This window comes from Paenibacillus hexagrammi (assembly GCF_021513275.1).
Classification (GTDB): domain Bacteria; phylum Bacillota; class Bacilli; order Paenibacillales; family NBRC-103111; genus Paenibacillus_E; species Paenibacillus_E hexagrammi.
The window spans coordinates 3,260,239-3,275,209 of the sequence record NZ_CP090978.1 but is presented as its reverse complement, the minus strand read 5'-3'; the positions used below and the strand labels follow the sequence as shown (position 1 = coordinate 3,275,209).

Genomic DNA, 14,971 nt, shown 5'->3' with positions numbered 1-14,971 from the left:
TTATGCTATAATAGGGGCTGCTGTTGCAAAAATCACATTAGGAGTAATACGTATGTCAAGTTTAGATAAGATGTGGGCCTCTTTCGTAGCGATTGGATTAATGGTTGTGGCTTCATTGCTGATTTCCTATGCTAGAACGCGAACGAAAGGTGCGGTTCGTGTTATTTTGTCTATAATCGCCTTTTGTTTGTTTATACCGATTCTATTGTATATGCTGCTATCCTTGCTATAAACACGGAGGGTTTCATAATGTTAGAGCTAAAGACACGCAAAGTTCAAACGAAGGTAGATATTGATGCGGGATTGACTATTCTAGACCTGGCACTTAAGCACGATGTTGATTGGGGCTTCTCTTGTACGAGAGGAACTTGCGCTAGATGCAGATGCTACGTATCGGAAGGCCGCGAATTACTTGCCCCGCCTACAGAAGCAGAGGAGGCAAGATTAGAGCCTGAGGAGCTAGAGCAAGGGTATCGACTAGCCTGTCAATCTATCGTGAAACAAAACGGCGCAATTACTGTTGTACATAAGCCATATTTCTAAACATCATGGGTGATGAACCGAGAGGAGTGGACTCCTTGCTGCTAAACGAGCCATTGCTCAGCGGGATTCAGAAAATGCAAGAGCTGCTGGAACCGCACCGCACGAAATGGGTGCTAGGAGGTAGCTGCGGCTTGCTATTGCATGACGTTAAGCTGGATCGCAGTCCCAGGGACATCGACATTTACGTCGATGAAAACGCAGTAGGAACCGTTTATGAAGCCATGCGGACGTATGCGACCGATCATCCCGAGTATAGTGAAACGCCTATTTATGCCTCCATTCTAAGTCACTACCAGCTTATGGATTGCACGATAGAAGCTGTTGGAGCTTTTCGAGTTCATGCACTGGAATCCAGCTATCAGGTGGAGGCGGGATACCTATGGGATCAATATAGCTTTCATACAGAGGTAGGCAACCGTAAGCTAAGAGTCATGCCGCTAGCGCATGAACTGCTTTTTAATTTGTTAAGATGCCGCGCGGATCGATATGAACGCATAGCTGAGGTGATGCGCCAAGCACCGGAAACACATTACCCTGCATTAAAAGCGCTCCTTGCAAGAAATAACTGGAGTGCTCCTGTTTTGAAGCACATCGAAGAATTACTTCAGTTGCGGTAATGGTATAGATATCTTTTGATAGAAAGGGCTTGGCATTTATGTCCTTCGTGGAAGTTCATTTTCTACCAGACAACAAGAAGATTACGGTTCGACCCGGGACTACCCTTCTGGATGCGGGAAGACGTGCGAAGGTAAACATCCGAACCCGCTGCGGAGCGAAAGCAGCATGTTTGATGTGTAAGGTTCATGTGGTCGACCAGTCGGGCCTTGCGCCCATGAACACGAATGAACGCTTGAAGCTGGGGACACAGGCAGATGAAGGGTATCGACTTGCCTGTCAGGCTAAGGTCGTTGGCCCGGTTCAGCTCACGGTTCCCGAGGACCCGCTCAAAGCCGCCATACGTGCTCAGCTGGCCAGGCAGCAGGAAGACAATTTTTTGTAAAAAGGGATGGTTCGAATTGAAGCGTCAATTATTATCGAAGCAGCTGGGGATATCCGTCCTTTTCATTTGTTTGCTCGTTGCTCTTAGCGGATGTGCTTATCCGAGCGAGCTGCGCATGGAGAATAAGATAAACCCTGCTGAATTTATTACCGTTGTACAGCAAGCTGTTGATCAATTTCATGAGAAAACAGGTGTACTTCCCATTAAGAACAGTGAGATGGATACACCCTTATATGAGAAGTATGTGATAGATTTCGGAAAGCTTCAAAAAGGTCATTTCTTAAGCAGTGTGCCTGCGAATGCGTTTGAAAGCGGCGGCATATTTATCTATGTCTTAATTGACGTGGAAACAAAGCCTCAGGTCAAGCTGATGGATTTATCCGCATATCAAAGCGTACCTGATGTTCAAACGAAGGTTGACGAATATAAGATGAAGCATAACGGAGAAGCTCCTGTAAGTATCTCCATCAACGACCAGTTCGGTTATGTAGACTTTGATAAAATGGGCATGAAATCTCCTGAGGTGAAGTCGTCTTTCGACAGACAATCCACGATCACCTACATCATACATAAACAAACCGGCACAGTAGCCATTGATTACGCACCTGACATCATGAAATTGATTCAAGGAAAAAGCGGTACTCTAACCGACTACTTGAAGCCGGATCAGGACTTGCGGAAGCTTCTGGCCGCTCAGTCTTATTTTGTACCTATCAAAAGCTATCCGTATCGTTGGAAAGATGAACAGCCGATTCCGGTTGAAGAATAAATAGTCACGGTAAGCCCCATGCGCATCAGCTGCGAATGGGGTTTATTTAATTTTTAGAATATGTAAGAGATTCCTCTCATATATTCATTCAGAGGTTCTATAAGGAAAGCCGTATGTGCTTTCACGAAATATGAGGCACACCATAAATAAATATACAAACAAAGAATCATATTTCTATTGAAAGTACATATATTTCTTACTAGTCCAAATGAATGTACGAGTAGTCAATTGTTATCGACGAATAGTCAGTTGACGACCAAACTGTAGGAGGGATTCTCTTGGAGAAAGTGGATATCTTTAAGGACATTGCAGAACGGACGGGAGGGGACATTTACCTGGGGGTAGTGGGCGCTGTCCGCACAGGAAAATCGACCTTTATCAAGCGTTTTGTGGAATCTGTAGTGCTTCCAAACATTCAAAGTGAAGCGGATAGGATCCGGGCTACCGATGAACTCCCGCAGAGCGCTGCTGGCCGCACAATTATGACGACCGAGCCGAAATTCGTACCCAATTCCGCTGTTCAAATTTCTGTAGCTGAGGGCCTTAACGTAAACGTTCGCTTGGTAGATTGTGTAGGCTATGCAGTCGATGGCGCCAAGGGCTATGAGGACGAGAACGGACCTCGCATGATCAATACGCCTTGGTTCGATGAGCCGATTCCTTTTCAGGAAGCAGCTGAAATCGGAACGAGAAAGGTCATTCAAGAACATTCCACGCTCGGCGTTGTCGTTACGACAGATGGAACGATCTCTGACATTCCGAGATCCTCATACGTGCTTGCAGAGGAAAGAGTGATTAATGAACTCAAAGAGGTTGGCAAACCGTTCATTGTCATTATCAACTCTCAAAAGCCGAATGCAGAGCCGGCGCTGGAGCTGCGCAGCGAATTACAAAGTCGATATGATGTGCCTGTCGTCACGATGAGTGTAGCCAATGCCGGAGAAGAGGAAATGGTTTCCGTACTCCGTGAGGTGCTCTACGAATTCCCTGTTCATGAAGTGAATGTGAATTTGCCAAGCTGGGTCATGGTGCTCGAAGAAAATCACTGGCTGCGCGGCCGATTTGAAAACTCGGTACGCGACACCGTTCAGGATATCCGTCGTCTCCGTGATGTAGAACGCGTGGTTAGTCAATTTGCTGAGTATGACTTTATTGATAAAGCGGCGCTAGCCGATATGAATATGGGGCAAGGCGTTGCCGAGATTGATTTGCACGCTCCAGACGAGCTGTACGACCGCATTCTTCAGGAAGTAGTTGGTGTCGAGATTCGCGGTAAGGATCACCTCCTTCAGTTGATGCAGGAATTTACTCATGCGAAGCGGGAATATGATCAATTTGCCGAGGCATTGGAGATGGTGAAGACGACCGGGTACGGGATCGCGCCTCCTACGCTGGCTGAGATGGCGCTTGACGAGCCAGAGCTTATCCGCCAAGGATCTCGCTTTGGTGTACGCTTGAAAGCGACTGCTCCTTCCATACATATGATTCGTGTGGATGTTGAATCTGAATTCTCGCCGATCATCGGGACAGAAAAGCAGAGTGAGGAGCTTGTCCGCTATCTGATGCAGGATTTCGAAGATAACCCGCTCAAAATTTGGGAGTCCGATATTTTTGGCAGATCTCTGCACTCCATCGTGCGTGAAGGTATTCAAGGTAAGCTTGCCATGATGCCGGATAATGCCAGATATAAGCTGCAGGAAACACTTGGTAGAATTATCAACGAAGGCTCTGGCGGTTTGATCGCAATTATTTTGTAAGAGCCATAAATATGGGCAAAAAAACACTCGACAGAGTGTTTTTTGTCGATTTATAGCAAAAATCTATACATAAAAAGGAAATCTATACTTGAAATTGCTGACTCTGTGTATTACTATGAATTTATTCGTCTATCAAGCGGATTCATTATATATCTAATGATTCTAACGATTTTAGTGTGCTTATGTATATTTTCTGACAAAACGGTAAAAACAGGAAGTAACGGTAGACAGAATTCTTGGGGGGGAGGTGAATGGCATGAATAAATCTGAATTGATCAATAAGGTTGCTGAAACTTCCGAACTTTCCAAGAAAGACGCTACGAAAGCAGTTGATGCTGTTTTTGATGCAATTTCCGAAGCTCTGCAAAGCGGAGATAAAGTACAGCTTGTTGGATTCGGTAATTTTGAAGTTCGTGAACGTTCCGCTCGTAAGGGACGCAATCCACAAACGGGTGATGAAATCGAAATCCCGGCAAGCAAAATTCCAGCATTCAAACCGGGTAAAGCGCTTAGAGACGGAATTCAATAATTGCTTGTCTTACATACGATTTTTTCTATAAATAAAGAAGCCGTTCGCACGTCAAGGTGCTGACGGCTTTATTTATTTTTTTCCAAACGTGAAAGAAATTTGCCTTTACATTTTTATGTGCTCCCACTATAATTACAATCGTAATTAAGTGAGTACGCTACGTATTCGCTTCGGGGTATGGCGCAGCCTGGTAGCGCGCACCCTTGGGGTGGGTGAGGTCGCACGTTCGAATCGTGTTACTCCGACCATGAGGAAGACATCGTCAAGCCGATGTCTTTTTCTTTTGTAGGAATGCTTCTTACTAGACTGGGGGACAGCATAGGACATGCTTAAATTAAACGAAAAGATTAGGTCTCTGGATTGGACGATGTATGGTATCATCTTTTCGATCTATTTGGTTTGGCGAATTGGAACCGTTGGTGGATGGAGTCCATCCTGCTGGGGCTTGCTGCTAATTTGCTTGCTTGGCGTGCGTACAGATCAAGTTGATGTGGACTGGAAGCGTTTTTTTGTCTTTGGTATTCCGCTGCTAGGTGTCTTTTATTATTTTTATGGATCGGGCAACAGCCTATGGTGGAAGATTGCCAATTGGATGTTTGAGAACAATCGTCATCCTTGGCACTGGGACGATTATATGAATGCGATACCGCTGAATACAGGCGGATGGGCCCGCTTAATCGCCAATCCTTATCTTGATAAGTCGATGGTTTGGATCTACAACTACGGATTTGTACTTTCTCTTTGGATTTGTATTGTGCGCAGCTTTTGGACTCGCAGTATCAAGAAGATGGTTTCCTATGCCTTATCCGGCCATATGCTGCAATTTCCGCTTATTTTGCCCTTTTATAATCTAATCTTGCTTCATGAGGTTTGGTATGTGAATAAGCAGCCTGATTTACTGCATCGGACGTTTGCGGACAATAATTCGCTTCTCGTTGCTGTAATGAATTGCTTCCCCAGCATGCATACATCCATATCATTTGCCATGCTGCTGTTAGCTTTACGTGAGAAGGACCGGATTTTTAAAACGATGATGGTTACGTATTGCAGCGCTATCATTTTCTCTACACTCTATTTACAGATTCATTGGCTCATCGATGTTTGTGCAGGAATGCTGTTTGCATTTGGTACGGTAAAGCTCGCAGATTTCCTGATTCGTATTGTGACGAATAAAGTGCTGCCGGGATCCATTAAGTTATTTTACCGGAAACGAAATATAGCACAGGAAACAGCTTTGTAAGATTAGATGCAGTTGACTTCCGCTTTTATTTTCTGCATCATAGAACCTAGTTATGCTTTAAGCATGAGAACGGAGGGTTTCTTATTATGGAAGGTAATGGAAATAACAATGATTTCTTTATCATTAAAGCGAAGGACAACGGCGTTCATGTGATCGGCTTGACCAGAGGTCAGGATACTCGGTTTCACCATACGGAAAAGCTAGACAAGGGAGAGGTGATGATTGCTCAGTTTACTGAGCATACCTCAGCTGTGAAGGTTAGAGGCAAAGCGATCATCATGACGAAATTTGGTACGGTGGATACAGAAGAATAATTTAACGAGGCAGGCATAGCCTGCCTTTTCTCATTGTACAATGGTGTATAAGCCTTTTGCTTAGCATGCAGTTTACAGTTTCGAATCAGCGAAACTCGTGGGAGGTGTTTTTGTACAGTGAATTGGACGGCTCGTATAGTAATTACAGCGTTCGTGTCCGCTGCTGTGGCGGGCGGTTTGTCCTTGCTGCCAAAGTTGGATCAATATGCAGGAGCCCCTTCTAGTCAAGCTTGGTCGACAGGAAGATCGGCTCAATTAACGAGTGATAACTTGGTCGATTTACTCGTACAAGTTCCTTTACAGCTTCGAATTCGGAAGGTTGAATTAAGCGATTCGATCTTATTTATAGATCTTAGTCTTCCAAAGAATGCTGATGCTGCAACCGTTTACCGTGATTTATATACAATTGCACAAACGATGAATGCAAAAACCAAGAATGTGAATCAGGTAATGGTAAGGGTCATGGACTATGCCGGCTCAGCAGACAGCTCTTCGGCCCAACTGGTGCTTGCGATGGTTGCGGATCGTGAACACGGGAAAGACTTAAAGGAGAAGGCGAGCGAGCTGACTCAGGTACAATTGGAGAGGCAGCTGATCGATCGCTTTCGGCTTACCTATACAACAAGATGGCAGCAGAGATATCCGCTCTAAGAATCGTATATAATTTCATTGTGCTTCTCAAAGCGGGTTATGATATAATTACTTGGATGAAAACATAAAGACACAACTGCATACGGTATCGGAGGCTTTTGCATGAACTCTTTTCGAATCCCAGAAATGGCCAAACAATATACGGAGTATGACATGATTCAGAATCATACGGACTTACCTGAATTTCCTGAGCTCCGCACACGTTTGTTGTTTGCATTCCTAAGCGGCAGCACCAAATATCATACATCAAGCGAATTATACAGCTTAGCAGCGTCGCTTGTTCAGTTAGGCTTGGACACGCATGATCAGGTAACTCCCAGCAATGAACAGAAAGAGAAGAAAGCGGCGCGGTCGAGACAGCTTCAAGTATTAGCCGGTGATTATTTTAGTTCACGCTTCTATCACCTGCTATCGCAAGCAGGACAGATCGATATGATTAAGCAGCTGGCTGGAGCTATTTGTGATGTAAACCGGATGAAAATGAGTTTATATACGAAAATGAAGCAGCTCAAAGTAACGGCAGAGGATTATCTCCATCAAACCGTGGAAATCAAATCTCAGCTGTTTTTGGCTTTTTCAGAAGTTATGGCTGAGGTGTATGATCAAACATGGCCGGAAATTTTGCAAGCCTACTCCAAATGTGAAGTGCTGTTTGAAGAAATATTTCGAATTGAATCCGCGTCTAACCTTCATGGAAGCTGGGGCTTCTGGCACATTCTTCAGCATGGTACGAAGGAAGAACGCAAGCAATTACATGCAGACGAGCCTGATCATGCCAAAATTCGGACACTCATGCATAAGTACCACATTTCGTCACTGCTTTATCAAATGCTCGAGACGCATATCAAGCAGTTACATAACAAGATCGGGCAGTTGGATTCCGATAAACTCGTAAGTGAACTGTTTCACATTGCTGAACCGTTTCTTCGATTTTTGTCTAAACCCAAAGTGCTTGAAGACATATGAGGTGAAATGACAGATGGCTACAAAATCAAAAGAGGAATTTGTTCATTCCGTATTTGAACGGATCGCGCCAAAATACGATATGATGAATAATATTCTTAGCTTTCGCCGCCATAAGGCATGGCGCAAATTTACCATGAACAAGATGAAGGTTAAGCCGGGCTCTACAGCCATCGATATTTGCTGCGGAACATGCGATTGGACGATCAGTCTCGCGCAAGCCAGCGGTAGCGGTGAGATGGTAGGGCTTGATTTTAGTCAGCATATGCTGGACTTTGGCGCGGAAAAAATCAAACAGCTTGATTTGGACAAGCAGATTCGTCTCATACGAGGAAATGCCATGAGCCTGCCGTTTGAAGATAACACCTTTGATTATGCGACAATCGGGTTTGCGCTGCGCAATGTACCTGATTTGGAGCAGGTTATCCGCGAAATGCAGCGAGTGGTGAAGCCTGGAGGACTTGTTGTGTCTCTGGAATTGTCAAAGCCTACTTGGGAGCCTTTCAAATCCATTTATTATTTTTACTTTCAGCGGGTGCTTCCTTTCATGGGCAAGCTGATCGCGAAGAGCTACGAGCAGTACAAGTGGCTGCCGGAATCATTGATTCATTTTCCCGATCACAAACAGCTGGCCGCTATTTTCGCCAAACAGGGCTTGCAAAATGTAGAAGCTTATCCGTTGACTGGCGGTATTGCGGCACTGCACATAGGCACCAAGGGGAAAACTAAATCGGGAGTGTAATAGCGATGTTTACTAAATTAAAAATATTTTTGGAAATGATTAAATTTGAGCATTCCATCTTTGCTCTGCCCTTTGCCTTTATGGGGGCTATCTTGGGTTCGGTTGTTCTTACAGGCCATTTACCAAGCTGGATGCAGATTTTATGGATCACTTTAGCGATGGTTGGGGCCAGAACAGCTGCAATGGCACTCAACCGGGTCATTGATCATGTCATTGATAAGAAGAATCCTCGGACATCTAATCGTGCCATTCCAGCCGGATTGATTTCGATTCGTCAGGTCATTATTTATATCATACTTTCGTTTCTTCTCTTGTTTTGGGCAACTTACAATCTAAGCTCGCTAGCCATGAAACTACTGCCAATCGCAGTGTTTTTTCTTGTGTTTTACTCGTATACCAAGCGCTTCACTTGGACATGCCATTTTTTCCTGGGTATTACGCTAGGGCTTGCGCCTCTTGGCGGTTGGGTAGCCGTAACCGGTCAGTTTACTTGGTCATCCATCATTTTTTATTTAACAGTCGTGTGCTGGAGCGCAGGTTTCGATTTGATTTATGCCTGTCAGGATGCAGAATTTGATAAGCAAGAGGGTCTTCATTCATTACCTAGCCGATTTGGCATTAAAGCTGCATTAATGACAGCGCGAGTTCTGCATGTGCTAACGGCCGTCGGACTCGTTACTCTGTTCTTTATGACTCATTTAAGTTGGTTATATCTTGTGGGTCTTGTGATCGCTTATGTCTTGCTTTACAAAGAACACAGGCTAGTTTCCCCGACTGACTTGTCCAAGCTGAATACGGCATTTTTCACGATGAACGGTGTCCTTAGCATCGTGGTGTTTGCTTTTACATTGCTGGATATTTTCTTTATACACCGTACATGAGCGGTAATTGGATTGTAGGGATTACCGGAGCTAGCGGCGCAGTCTATGGGGTGAGGCTGTGCGAAGTGCTGTTGGAGCAGGGCTTGAGTGTCCATCTGATCATAACTGAAGCAGGGTGGAGAGTCTTGCATGATGAACTGCAGTGGAATAGCAGCAAGCGTAAAGAGACCCTTCAGGAGAGATTCGGAAAGTATCCGGGAACCTTTGAGTATCATCCGATTTCGGATATAGGAGCTTCGGTCGCTAGCGGCTCATTCCGCACTCAAGGAATGGTTGTCGTTCCTTGTTCCATGGGAACCTTATCGGGGCTTGCTCACGGCTCATCGGATAATTTGCTGGAACGTGCTGCCGATGTGATGCTGAAAGAGGGAAGAAAGCTCATTTTGGTACCTAGGGAAACTCCTTTGCACTCGATTCATCTTGAGAATATGCTGACATTGTCCAGAATGGGTGTGCGTATGCTCCCAGCTATGCCTGCATTTTATACATTGCCGCGTTCGATTGATGAAATGGTTGACTTCTTGGTGGGTAAAGTGTTGGACAGCATGGAGGTTGAGCATTCCTTATTTCAAAGATGGGGAGAAAACCATGAGGGATCGTGATGGTAAAAAAATCCGCATTGGCCGTATTAATTACACCAATGTATGGCCGATATTTTATTATTTTCCAGAGATGATGGCCGATAGAGATTTAGATATCATCGAGCAGGTCCCATCCTCGCTGAATAAAGCGATGGCTGCCGGTGAGATTGACATGGGGCCAATATCGTCATTTGCCTACGGTCAGAATTTTGGTGAATATTTACTTTATCCGGACCTGTCTGTAAGTGCTTATGGCAATGTGAATTCCATCCTGCTGTTTCACGACAAGCCTCTAAGTGATATCGCGCACGGACGGATTAAGCTGCCGACAACTTCAGCAACCTCGGTGAATCTGCTGAAGATTATCCTGGAGAAGTTTTATGAAGGTAATCCTGAATATGAATACGCATCTCCCGAACTCGATCTGATGATGGCTGATGCAGACGGAGCCTTGCTTATCGGAGATGACGCGATTCGTGAGAGCTGGCGCAGCAGCAAGTATATGATTACTGATCTTGGGCAAGAATGGGCGAAATGGACCGGTCAATGGATGACCTTTGCCGTTTGGGCGATTCGCAAGGATACGGCGGAACGTTATCCGGATTTGGTTACACGAGTATTTGAGGCTTTTGTCAAAAGCAAATGCAAGGCGCATCGACAGCCTGACGAAATGATTAGGGAAGCGCAAAGCGTTGTAGGAGGCACGGAAGCTTATTGGCATCATTATTTTCATGCGTTATGCTATGATTTTGGTCCTGAACAATGGCAGGGCTTGCAATTGTATTACCAATATTGCTTTGAGCTAGGTCTACTGCCGTGCAGATCCCAAATTGAGATTTGGTCAGAGAAAGTAAAAGATCAGGTGACAGAATGAAGAACCTTTTGGATATTTATGCAAGAAAGAAAAAGGATATAGCAGCGATCGAACGCGAGCTGGAAGAAAGCATCTACACGGATCACTCTATGCTGAAAGAAGCTTCTTTGCACTTGCTTAAAGCAGGCGGCAAAAGAATTCGGCCCGTTTTTGTGCTGTTGGCGGGCGAATTCGGAGAATACAAGCTGCAAACGATGAAGCATATTGCAGTTCCGTTGGAACTTATACATATGGCATCCTTGGTTCATGACGACGTAATTGATGATGCGAATACAAGACGAGGTCAGCTGACGGTGCGCTCCAAATGGGATAACCGTATAGCGATGTACACAGGTGACTACATTTTTGCAAAGGCACTTAGTGTTATCACACAGATTCCTAAGCAGGCTGTTCATCAAGTCATGTCAAAGGCTATCGTCGAAATGTCCATTGGAGAAATGGAGCAGATCCGGTTCTTCTATGACCATGAGCAAACGATTCGGGATTATTTGCTGCGGATTCGCAGGAAGACCGCTTTACTGATTGCGATTAGCTGTCAATTAGGCGCTATGGCGGCAGATGCGCCGGATTGGATCTGCAACAGGCTGTATGCATTTGGCTACAATATCGGTATGGTGTTTCAGATCCGTGATGATGTGCTCGACTTAACGGGAACAGAAAAACAAATCGGTAAACCGCCTGGAAGCGATATTAAGCAAGGTAATATTACCATTCCGGTCATCTATGCGTTGAAAAATCCAGTTTTGAGGCCGCAGTTGTTAGGCGAACTGGAGCGCATTCAACAGCTGGACGGTCAAACGGATGTCAGTAGGTTTATTGATCTTATTCGGGGCAGTGAAGGTATTGTGCAGGCAGAGGAGCTTTCGCAAAAGTATTTAAATAAGGCGCTGACCGCTTTAGATGATCTGCCTGATAGACAAGCGAAGAAAGACCTGATCGAGGTCGCGCGATTTATCGGCGACAGAACTTATTAATCTTCTATCCCGCAATAAATTTGAGAAAAGCTTCCAAGAAGTGTACACTGATAATACATTAAAGAACAGTACACTACGGTCTCGGAGGCGAAAGAAACATGGAACAAACATTCTTAATGGTAAAACCTGATGGTGTTCAGCGCGGTCTGATTGGTGAGATCGTAAAACGCTTTGAGCAAAAAGGTTTTCAACTGATTGGATGCAAGCTGCTTGTGATGACGAGAGAGCAAGCCGAATATCATTATGCAGAGCATAAGGGTAAAGACTTTTTTGAAAGATTGGTAACGTTTATTACTTCAGGTCCTGTATTTGCCATGGTATGGGAAGGCGAGCAGGTCATTGCACTGTCTCGGACTATGATCGGGAAGACAAATTCTCTGGAGGCAATGCCGGGCACCATTCGCGGGGATTTTGCTGTACATACGAATTTAAACTTGATACACGGCTCGGATTCACCTGCTAGCGCCGAGCGTGAAATAAAAAACTTTTTTACGGAAGCGGAGCTTTGTCGATACAGCAAAGTGATCGAGAAATGGATCTAGCTGACTGTTTCGCTCATAGTAGTGATATTACAGCCCTCTGCCCTGGCAGGGGGCTGATTTTGCGTGCAGGTACGATGATTTTTGTAATGTTCTGTCGTCTCATGCAGGAATTTCGCTACACATTCAAGAAATAAGCACATAGCAAAATGCCAAGGCAGGTGTACATCATGGAAGATCAAGATTTCGCGTTATTTATAAAGAAAGTAAAGGACTTCACAGCCATTGATTTAGCACAATACAAAGAAGCGCAGATGAAGCGGCGATTAACGACTTTGCGTATGAAGCGAGGTTATCACACCTTTGTTTCTTTCTTTGATGCCATGATGAAGGACAAAGAAATGTTTTATGAATTTTTAGATAGAATGACGATCAATGTATCTGAGTTTTGGCGGAACCCGAACCGTTGGGAGCTTGTGGAACAGAGGTTTATTCCGGAAATGCTCCGCAACAACCGGCGGCTTAAAGTATGGAGCGCAGCTTGTTCAACAGGCGAAGAGCCGTATACACTAGCTATGATCTTAGCAGAGCAAGGAGCATTAGCTGATACGCATCTGCAAGCAACCGATATTGATGATGGCGCATTGGAGAAGGCGCGTAAAGGCGTCTACCTGGACCGTTCTCTAAGGGATGTTCCGGACAAATACGTCAAAAAGTATTTTCGTCAGGACCAGGTGTTGTACCATGTGTCCGATGAATTGAAACGCGCGGTCAAGTTTCAGAAGCAAAACCTGCTTGTTGATACGTTTGATACCGGATTTGATCTTATTGTTTGCCGAAATGTTATCATCTACTTCACGGAAGAAGCAAAGCATATCTTGTACCAAAAGTTTTCTAAAGCGCTTAAGCCGGGTGGACTGTTGTTTGTAGGCTCTACCGAACAAATATTTTCGCCAGGACAGTACGATTTTGAGCCTGCTGACACGTTTTTTTACCGGAAAAAAGGATAATAGTCTTCTTGAAGTTGTATAAGATTTGCCAATAATTCCTATACTAAGAATAATAGATGCAGCTGATTGTTCTTAGGAGGGTATTGATGGACAAGAGGAAAGTAATCACCGCGTATCGCAGAGGCATGATTTCGATTCAGGAATGTGCACAAATCCTCGGAATTGATTCCATGCAGATTATGGGCTTAATGAATGACCCGCAGATGGCGGAAGCGCCTCGCGTTATTCACAATCAACCGATGCACGGCTAAGAAATGGTTCTATGCATATGAAAAGCACGTTCTATCAGGAGAGCTTGAACTCTTGACAGGGCGTGTTTTTTATTTAGCAGGCACAGGTATATTCGGTTGCCAAACTGGTAGACCTATACTATAATGACAAAAGATAATTACGCGTCAAAGCGCTAAAGCGCTCTGCTTTCGCGTAAGGTAGAGGCAGAAATTGGCGAATGCTTGCGAGGCAAGAGATTCGATGAAAATCGCTCAGGGGGGAACGGATATGAGATACTTAACTGCAGGAGAAACGCATGGCCCGCAGCTTACCGCTATTATTGAAGGATTTCCAAGCAATGTGACACTAAATTTTGATGAGTTGAATTTTCAATTACATAGACGTCAAAAAGGCTACGGCCGCGGTCGACGGATGCAAATTGAGAAAGACACGGCTAATATCGTCGGCGGCGTTCGCCATGGTAAGACAACAGGAGCGCCAATCGCGCTTGTCGTCGAAAATAATGATTGGAAGCACTGGACGACTGTGATGGGCATTGAACCGGTTGAAGGTGATAACGAAGTGAAGCGCCGCGTGAATCGCCCGCGTCCTGGACATGCTGATCTCAACGGCGGTCTGAAATACAATCAGAAAGATCTTCGCAACATTTTGGAGCGCTCCAGCGCCCGTGAGACAACGATGCGAGTTGCTACCGGTGCAGTAGCCAGACAACTGCTTGCCGAATTCGGTATTAAAGTTGCTGGACAAGTTATCCGCATTGGAGATGTTGAAGCTCAGCGTCAAGAACTGCCGATCGACGAACTGATTCGGGTAACCGAAGAGTCGCCGGTTCGTGTGGTTGACAAAGATGCAGAAGCGAAGATGATCGCAGCTATCGATGCTGCGAAGGAAGATGGAGATACTCTTGGAGGTATCGTGGAAGTCATTATTGAAGGTGTTCCTGTCGGTCTTGGCAGCCACGTTCAATGGGATCGTAAATTAGATGGAAAGATTGCTCAAGCCGTTCTGTCCATTCAAGCATTTAAGGGCGTGGAATTTGGAATTGGCTTTGAAGCAGCCGAGCGCAGAGGCTCGAATGTGCACGATGAAATCTTGTACACCCAAGAAGGCGGTTTCCGACGTGCAACCAACCGTGCTGGCGGATTTGAAGGCGGAATGACAACAGGGGAACAGATTATCGTTCGCGGTGTTATGAAGCCGATCTCAACGTTATACAAACCGCTGCAAAGCGTAGATATTGATACTAAGGAAGTTTTCACAGCGCAAGTTGAACGTTCCGATACGTGTGCAGTTCCTGCTGCAGGCGTTATTATGGAAAATGTGGTGGCATGGGAAGTAGCGAATGCCTTCCTGGATAAGTTCGGCGGAGATTCCATTGAAGAAATTCGTGCGAACCTTACCAACTTCCTGGCTCAAGTGGAGAGCTACTAATT

The 14,971-nt window shown here is 45.1% G+C and carries 20 protein-coding genes and 1 tRNA gene; all 21 read left to right on the top strand.

All coding sequences use genetic code 11. From position 1 onward, the window contains the following. Window positions 1–52: 52 nt before the first annotated feature. Window positions 53–232, top strand: a complete 180-nt coding sequence (locus tag L0M14_RS14745; RefSeq protein ID WP_235122755.1) for a DUF2768 family protein — start codon at window positions 53–55, stop codon at window positions 230–232. 17 nt (window positions 233–249) lie between these two features. Further along, complete coding sequence (locus L0M14_RS14740) at window positions 250–543, top strand: 2Fe-2S iron-sulfur cluster-binding protein (protein ID WP_235122754.1); 294 nt, start codon at window positions 250–252, stop codon at window positions 541–543. Between the two features lie 35 nt (window positions 544–578). Continuing rightward, on the top strand, window positions 579–1,160 hold the full coding sequence (locus tag L0M14_RS14735; RefSeq protein WP_235122753.1) for a nucleotidyltransferase family protein: 582 nt from the start codon (window positions 579–581) through the stop codon (window positions 1,158–1,160). Window positions 1,161–1,198: 38 nt separating this feature from the next. Next, the gene (locus tag L0M14_RS14730) at window positions 1,199–1,543 is read left to right on the top strand and encodes a 2Fe-2S iron-sulfur cluster-binding protein (protein ID WP_235122752.1); all 345 of its coding nucleotides are present in this window, start codon (window positions 1,199–1,201) and stop codon (window positions 1,541–1,543) included. 16 nt (window positions 1,544–1,559) lie between these two features. Beyond that, window positions 1,560–2,312 carry a DUF3939 domain-containing protein gene (locus tag L0M14_RS14725; protein ID WP_235122751.1) on the top strand — a complete coding sequence of 251 codons (753 nt, stop codon included), beginning with the start codon at window positions 1,560–1,562 and terminating at the stop codon, window positions 2,310–2,312. Between the two features lie 278 nt (window positions 2,313–2,590). Next, a complete protein-coding gene (gene spoIVA, locus L0M14_RS14720; RefSeq protein ID WP_235122750.1) occupies window positions 2,591–4,069 on the top strand; it encodes a stage IV sporulation protein A in 1,479 nt (492 codons plus the stop codon). A 256-nt stretch (window positions 4,070–4,325) separates the two neighbouring features. Further along, the gene (locus L0M14_RS14715) at window positions 4,326–4,598 is read left to right on the top strand and encodes an HU family DNA-binding protein (RefSeq protein ID WP_235122749.1); all 273 of its coding nucleotides are present in this window, start codon (window positions 4,326–4,328) and stop codon (window positions 4,596–4,598) included. A 171-nt stretch (window positions 4,599–4,769) separates the two neighbouring features. Then, a tRNA-Pro gene (locus L0M14_RS14710) sits at window positions 4,770–4,846 on the top strand. A 77-nt stretch (window positions 4,847–4,923) separates the two neighbouring features. Further along, window positions 4,924–5,838, top strand: a complete 915-nt coding sequence (locus L0M14_RS14705) for a phosphatase PAP2 family protein (protein WP_235122748.1) — start codon at window positions 4,924–4,926, stop codon at window positions 5,836–5,838. Window positions 5,839–5,924: 86 nt separating this feature from the next. Beyond that, on the top strand, window positions 5,925–6,152 hold the full coding sequence (mtrB, locus tag L0M14_RS14700) for a trp RNA-binding attenuation protein MtrB (protein WP_235122747.1): 228 nt from the start codon (window positions 5,925–5,927) through the stop codon (window positions 6,150–6,152). A 117-nt stretch (window positions 6,153–6,269) separates the two neighbouring features. Then, on the top strand, window positions 6,270–6,803 hold the full coding sequence (locus L0M14_RS14695; protein ID WP_235122746.1) for a hypothetical protein: 534 nt from the start codon (window positions 6,270–6,272) through the stop codon (window positions 6,801–6,803). Between the two features lie 102 nt (window positions 6,804–6,905). Next, window positions 6,906–7,769 carry a heptaprenyl diphosphate synthase component 1 gene (locus tag L0M14_RS14690; RefSeq protein WP_235122745.1) on the top strand — a complete coding sequence of 288 codons (864 nt, stop codon included), beginning with the start codon at window positions 6,906–6,908 and terminating at the stop codon, window positions 7,767–7,769. A gap of 13 nt (window positions 7,770–7,782) precedes the next feature. Beyond that, on the top strand, window positions 7,783–8,508 hold the full coding sequence (locus L0M14_RS14685) for a demethylmenaquinone methyltransferase (protein ID WP_235122744.1): 726 nt from the start codon (window positions 7,783–7,785) through the stop codon (window positions 8,506–8,508). A 5-nt stretch (window positions 8,509–8,513) separates the two neighbouring features. Further along, window positions 8,514–9,389: a UbiA-like polyprenyltransferase gene (locus tag L0M14_RS14680; protein ID WP_235122743.1), complete on the top strand. Its 876-nt coding sequence runs from the start codon at window positions 8,514–8,516 to the stop codon at window positions 9,387–9,389. Next, on the top strand, window positions 9,386–9,991 hold the full coding sequence (locus L0M14_RS14675) for a UbiX family flavin prenyltransferase (RefSeq protein WP_235122742.1): 606 nt from the start codon (window positions 9,386–9,388) through the stop codon (window positions 9,989–9,991). Before L0M14_RS14680 ends, L0M14_RS14675 begins: the two co-directional genes overlap by 4 nt. Next, window positions 9,978–10,844 carry a menaquinone biosynthetic enzyme MqnA/MqnD family protein gene (locus L0M14_RS14670; protein ID WP_235122741.1) on the top strand — a complete coding sequence of 289 codons (867 nt, stop codon included), beginning with the start codon at window positions 9,978–9,980 and terminating at the stop codon, window positions 10,842–10,844. The genes L0M14_RS14675 and L0M14_RS14670 overlap by 14 nt, the downstream gene beginning before the upstream one ends. Further along, window positions 10,841–11,818, top strand: a complete 978-nt coding sequence (locus tag L0M14_RS14665) for a polyprenyl synthetase family protein (protein ID WP_235122740.1) — start codon at window positions 10,841–10,843, stop codon at window positions 11,816–11,818. The genes L0M14_RS14670 and L0M14_RS14665 overlap by 4 nt, the downstream gene beginning before the upstream one ends. 98 nt (window positions 11,819–11,916) lie before the next feature. Beyond that, window positions 11,917–12,360, top strand: coding sequence for a nucleoside-diphosphate kinase (ndk, locus tag L0M14_RS14660; protein ID WP_235122739.1), 444 nt, complete (start codon window positions 11,917–11,919; stop codon window positions 12,358–12,360). A 167-nt stretch (window positions 12,361–12,527) separates the two neighbouring features. Beyond that, complete coding sequence (locus L0M14_RS14655; protein WP_235122738.1) at window positions 12,528–13,307, top strand: CheR family methyltransferase; 780 nt, start codon at window positions 12,528–12,530, stop codon at window positions 13,305–13,307. An 86-nt stretch (window positions 13,308–13,393) separates the two neighbouring features. Next, the gene (locus L0M14_RS14650; protein ID WP_235122737.1) at window positions 13,394–13,558 is read left to right on the top strand and encodes a hypothetical protein; all 165 of its coding nucleotides are present in this window, start codon (window positions 13,394–13,396) and stop codon (window positions 13,556–13,558) included. A gap of 247 nt (window positions 13,559–13,805) precedes the next feature. Next, complete coding sequence (gene aroC, locus L0M14_RS14645; protein ID WP_235122736.1) at window positions 13,806–14,969, top strand: chorismate synthase; 1,164 nt, start codon at window positions 13,806–13,808, stop codon at window positions 14,967–14,969. Window positions 14,970–14,971 lie beyond the last annotated feature (2 nt).

What these genes read in the sequence shown, in the direction of transcription:
- ndk (WP_235122739.1), top strand. Translation starts at nt 11,917, where the DNA reads ATGGAACAAACATTCTTAATGGTAAAACCTGATGGTGTTCAGCGCGGT.
- L0M14_RS14705 (WP_235122748.1), top strand. Translation starts at nt 4,924, where the DNA reads ATGCTTAAATTAAACGAAAAGATTAGGTCTCTGGATTGGACGATGTAT.
- L0M14_RS14690 (WP_235122745.1), top strand. Translation starts at nt 6,906, where the DNA reads ATGAACTCTTTTCGAATCCCAGAAATGGCCAAACAATATACGGAGTAT.
- L0M14_RS14715 (WP_235122749.1), top strand. Translation starts at nt 4,326, where the DNA reads ATGAATAAATCTGAATTGATCAATAAGGTTGCTGAAACTTCCGAACTT.
- L0M14_RS14665 (WP_235122740.1), top strand. Translation starts at nt 10,841, where the DNA reads ATGAAGAACCTTTTGGATATTTATGCAAGAAAGAAAAAGGATATAGCA.
- L0M14_RS14655 (WP_235122738.1), top strand. Translation starts at nt 12,528, where the DNA reads ATGGAAGATCAAGATTTCGCGTTATTTATAAAGAAAGTAAAGGACTTC.
- L0M14_RS14740 (WP_235122754.1), top strand. Translation starts at nt 250, where the DNA reads ATGTTAGAGCTAAAGACACGCAAAGTTCAAACGAAGGTAGATATTGAT.
- L0M14_RS14650 (WP_235122737.1), top strand. Translation starts at nt 13,394, where the DNA reads ATGGACAAGAGGAAAGTAATCACCGCGTATCGCAGAGGCATGATTTCG.
- L0M14_RS14680 (WP_235122743.1), top strand. Translation starts at nt 8,514, where the DNA reads ATGTTTACTAAATTAAAAATATTTTTGGAAATGATTAAATTTGAGCAT.
- L0M14_RS14730 (WP_235122752.1), top strand. Translation starts at nt 1,199, where the DNA reads ATGTCCTTCGTGGAAGTTCATTTTCTACCAGACAACAAGAAGATTACG.
- L0M14_RS14670 (WP_235122741.1), top strand. Translation starts at nt 9,978, where the DNA reads ATGAGGGATCGTGATGGTAAAAAAATCCGCATTGGCCGTATTAATTAC.
- L0M14_RS14745 (WP_235122755.1), top strand. Translation starts at nt 53, where the DNA reads ATGTCAAGTTTAGATAAGATGTGGGCCTCTTTCGTAGCGATTGGATTA.
- mtrB (WP_235122747.1), top strand. Translation starts at nt 5,925, where the DNA reads ATGGAAGGTAATGGAAATAACAATGATTTCTTTATCATTAAAGCGAAG.
- L0M14_RS14685 (WP_235122744.1), top strand. Translation starts at nt 7,783, where the DNA reads ATGGCTACAAAATCAAAAGAGGAATTTGTTCATTCCGTATTTGAACGG.
- L0M14_RS14675 (WP_235122742.1), top strand. Translation starts at nt 9,386, where the DNA reads ATGAGCGGTAATTGGATTGTAGGGATTACCGGAGCTAGCGGCGCAGTC.
- aroC (WP_235122736.1), top strand. Translation starts at nt 13,806, where the DNA reads ATGAGATACTTAACTGCAGGAGAAACGCATGGCCCGCAGCTTACCGCT.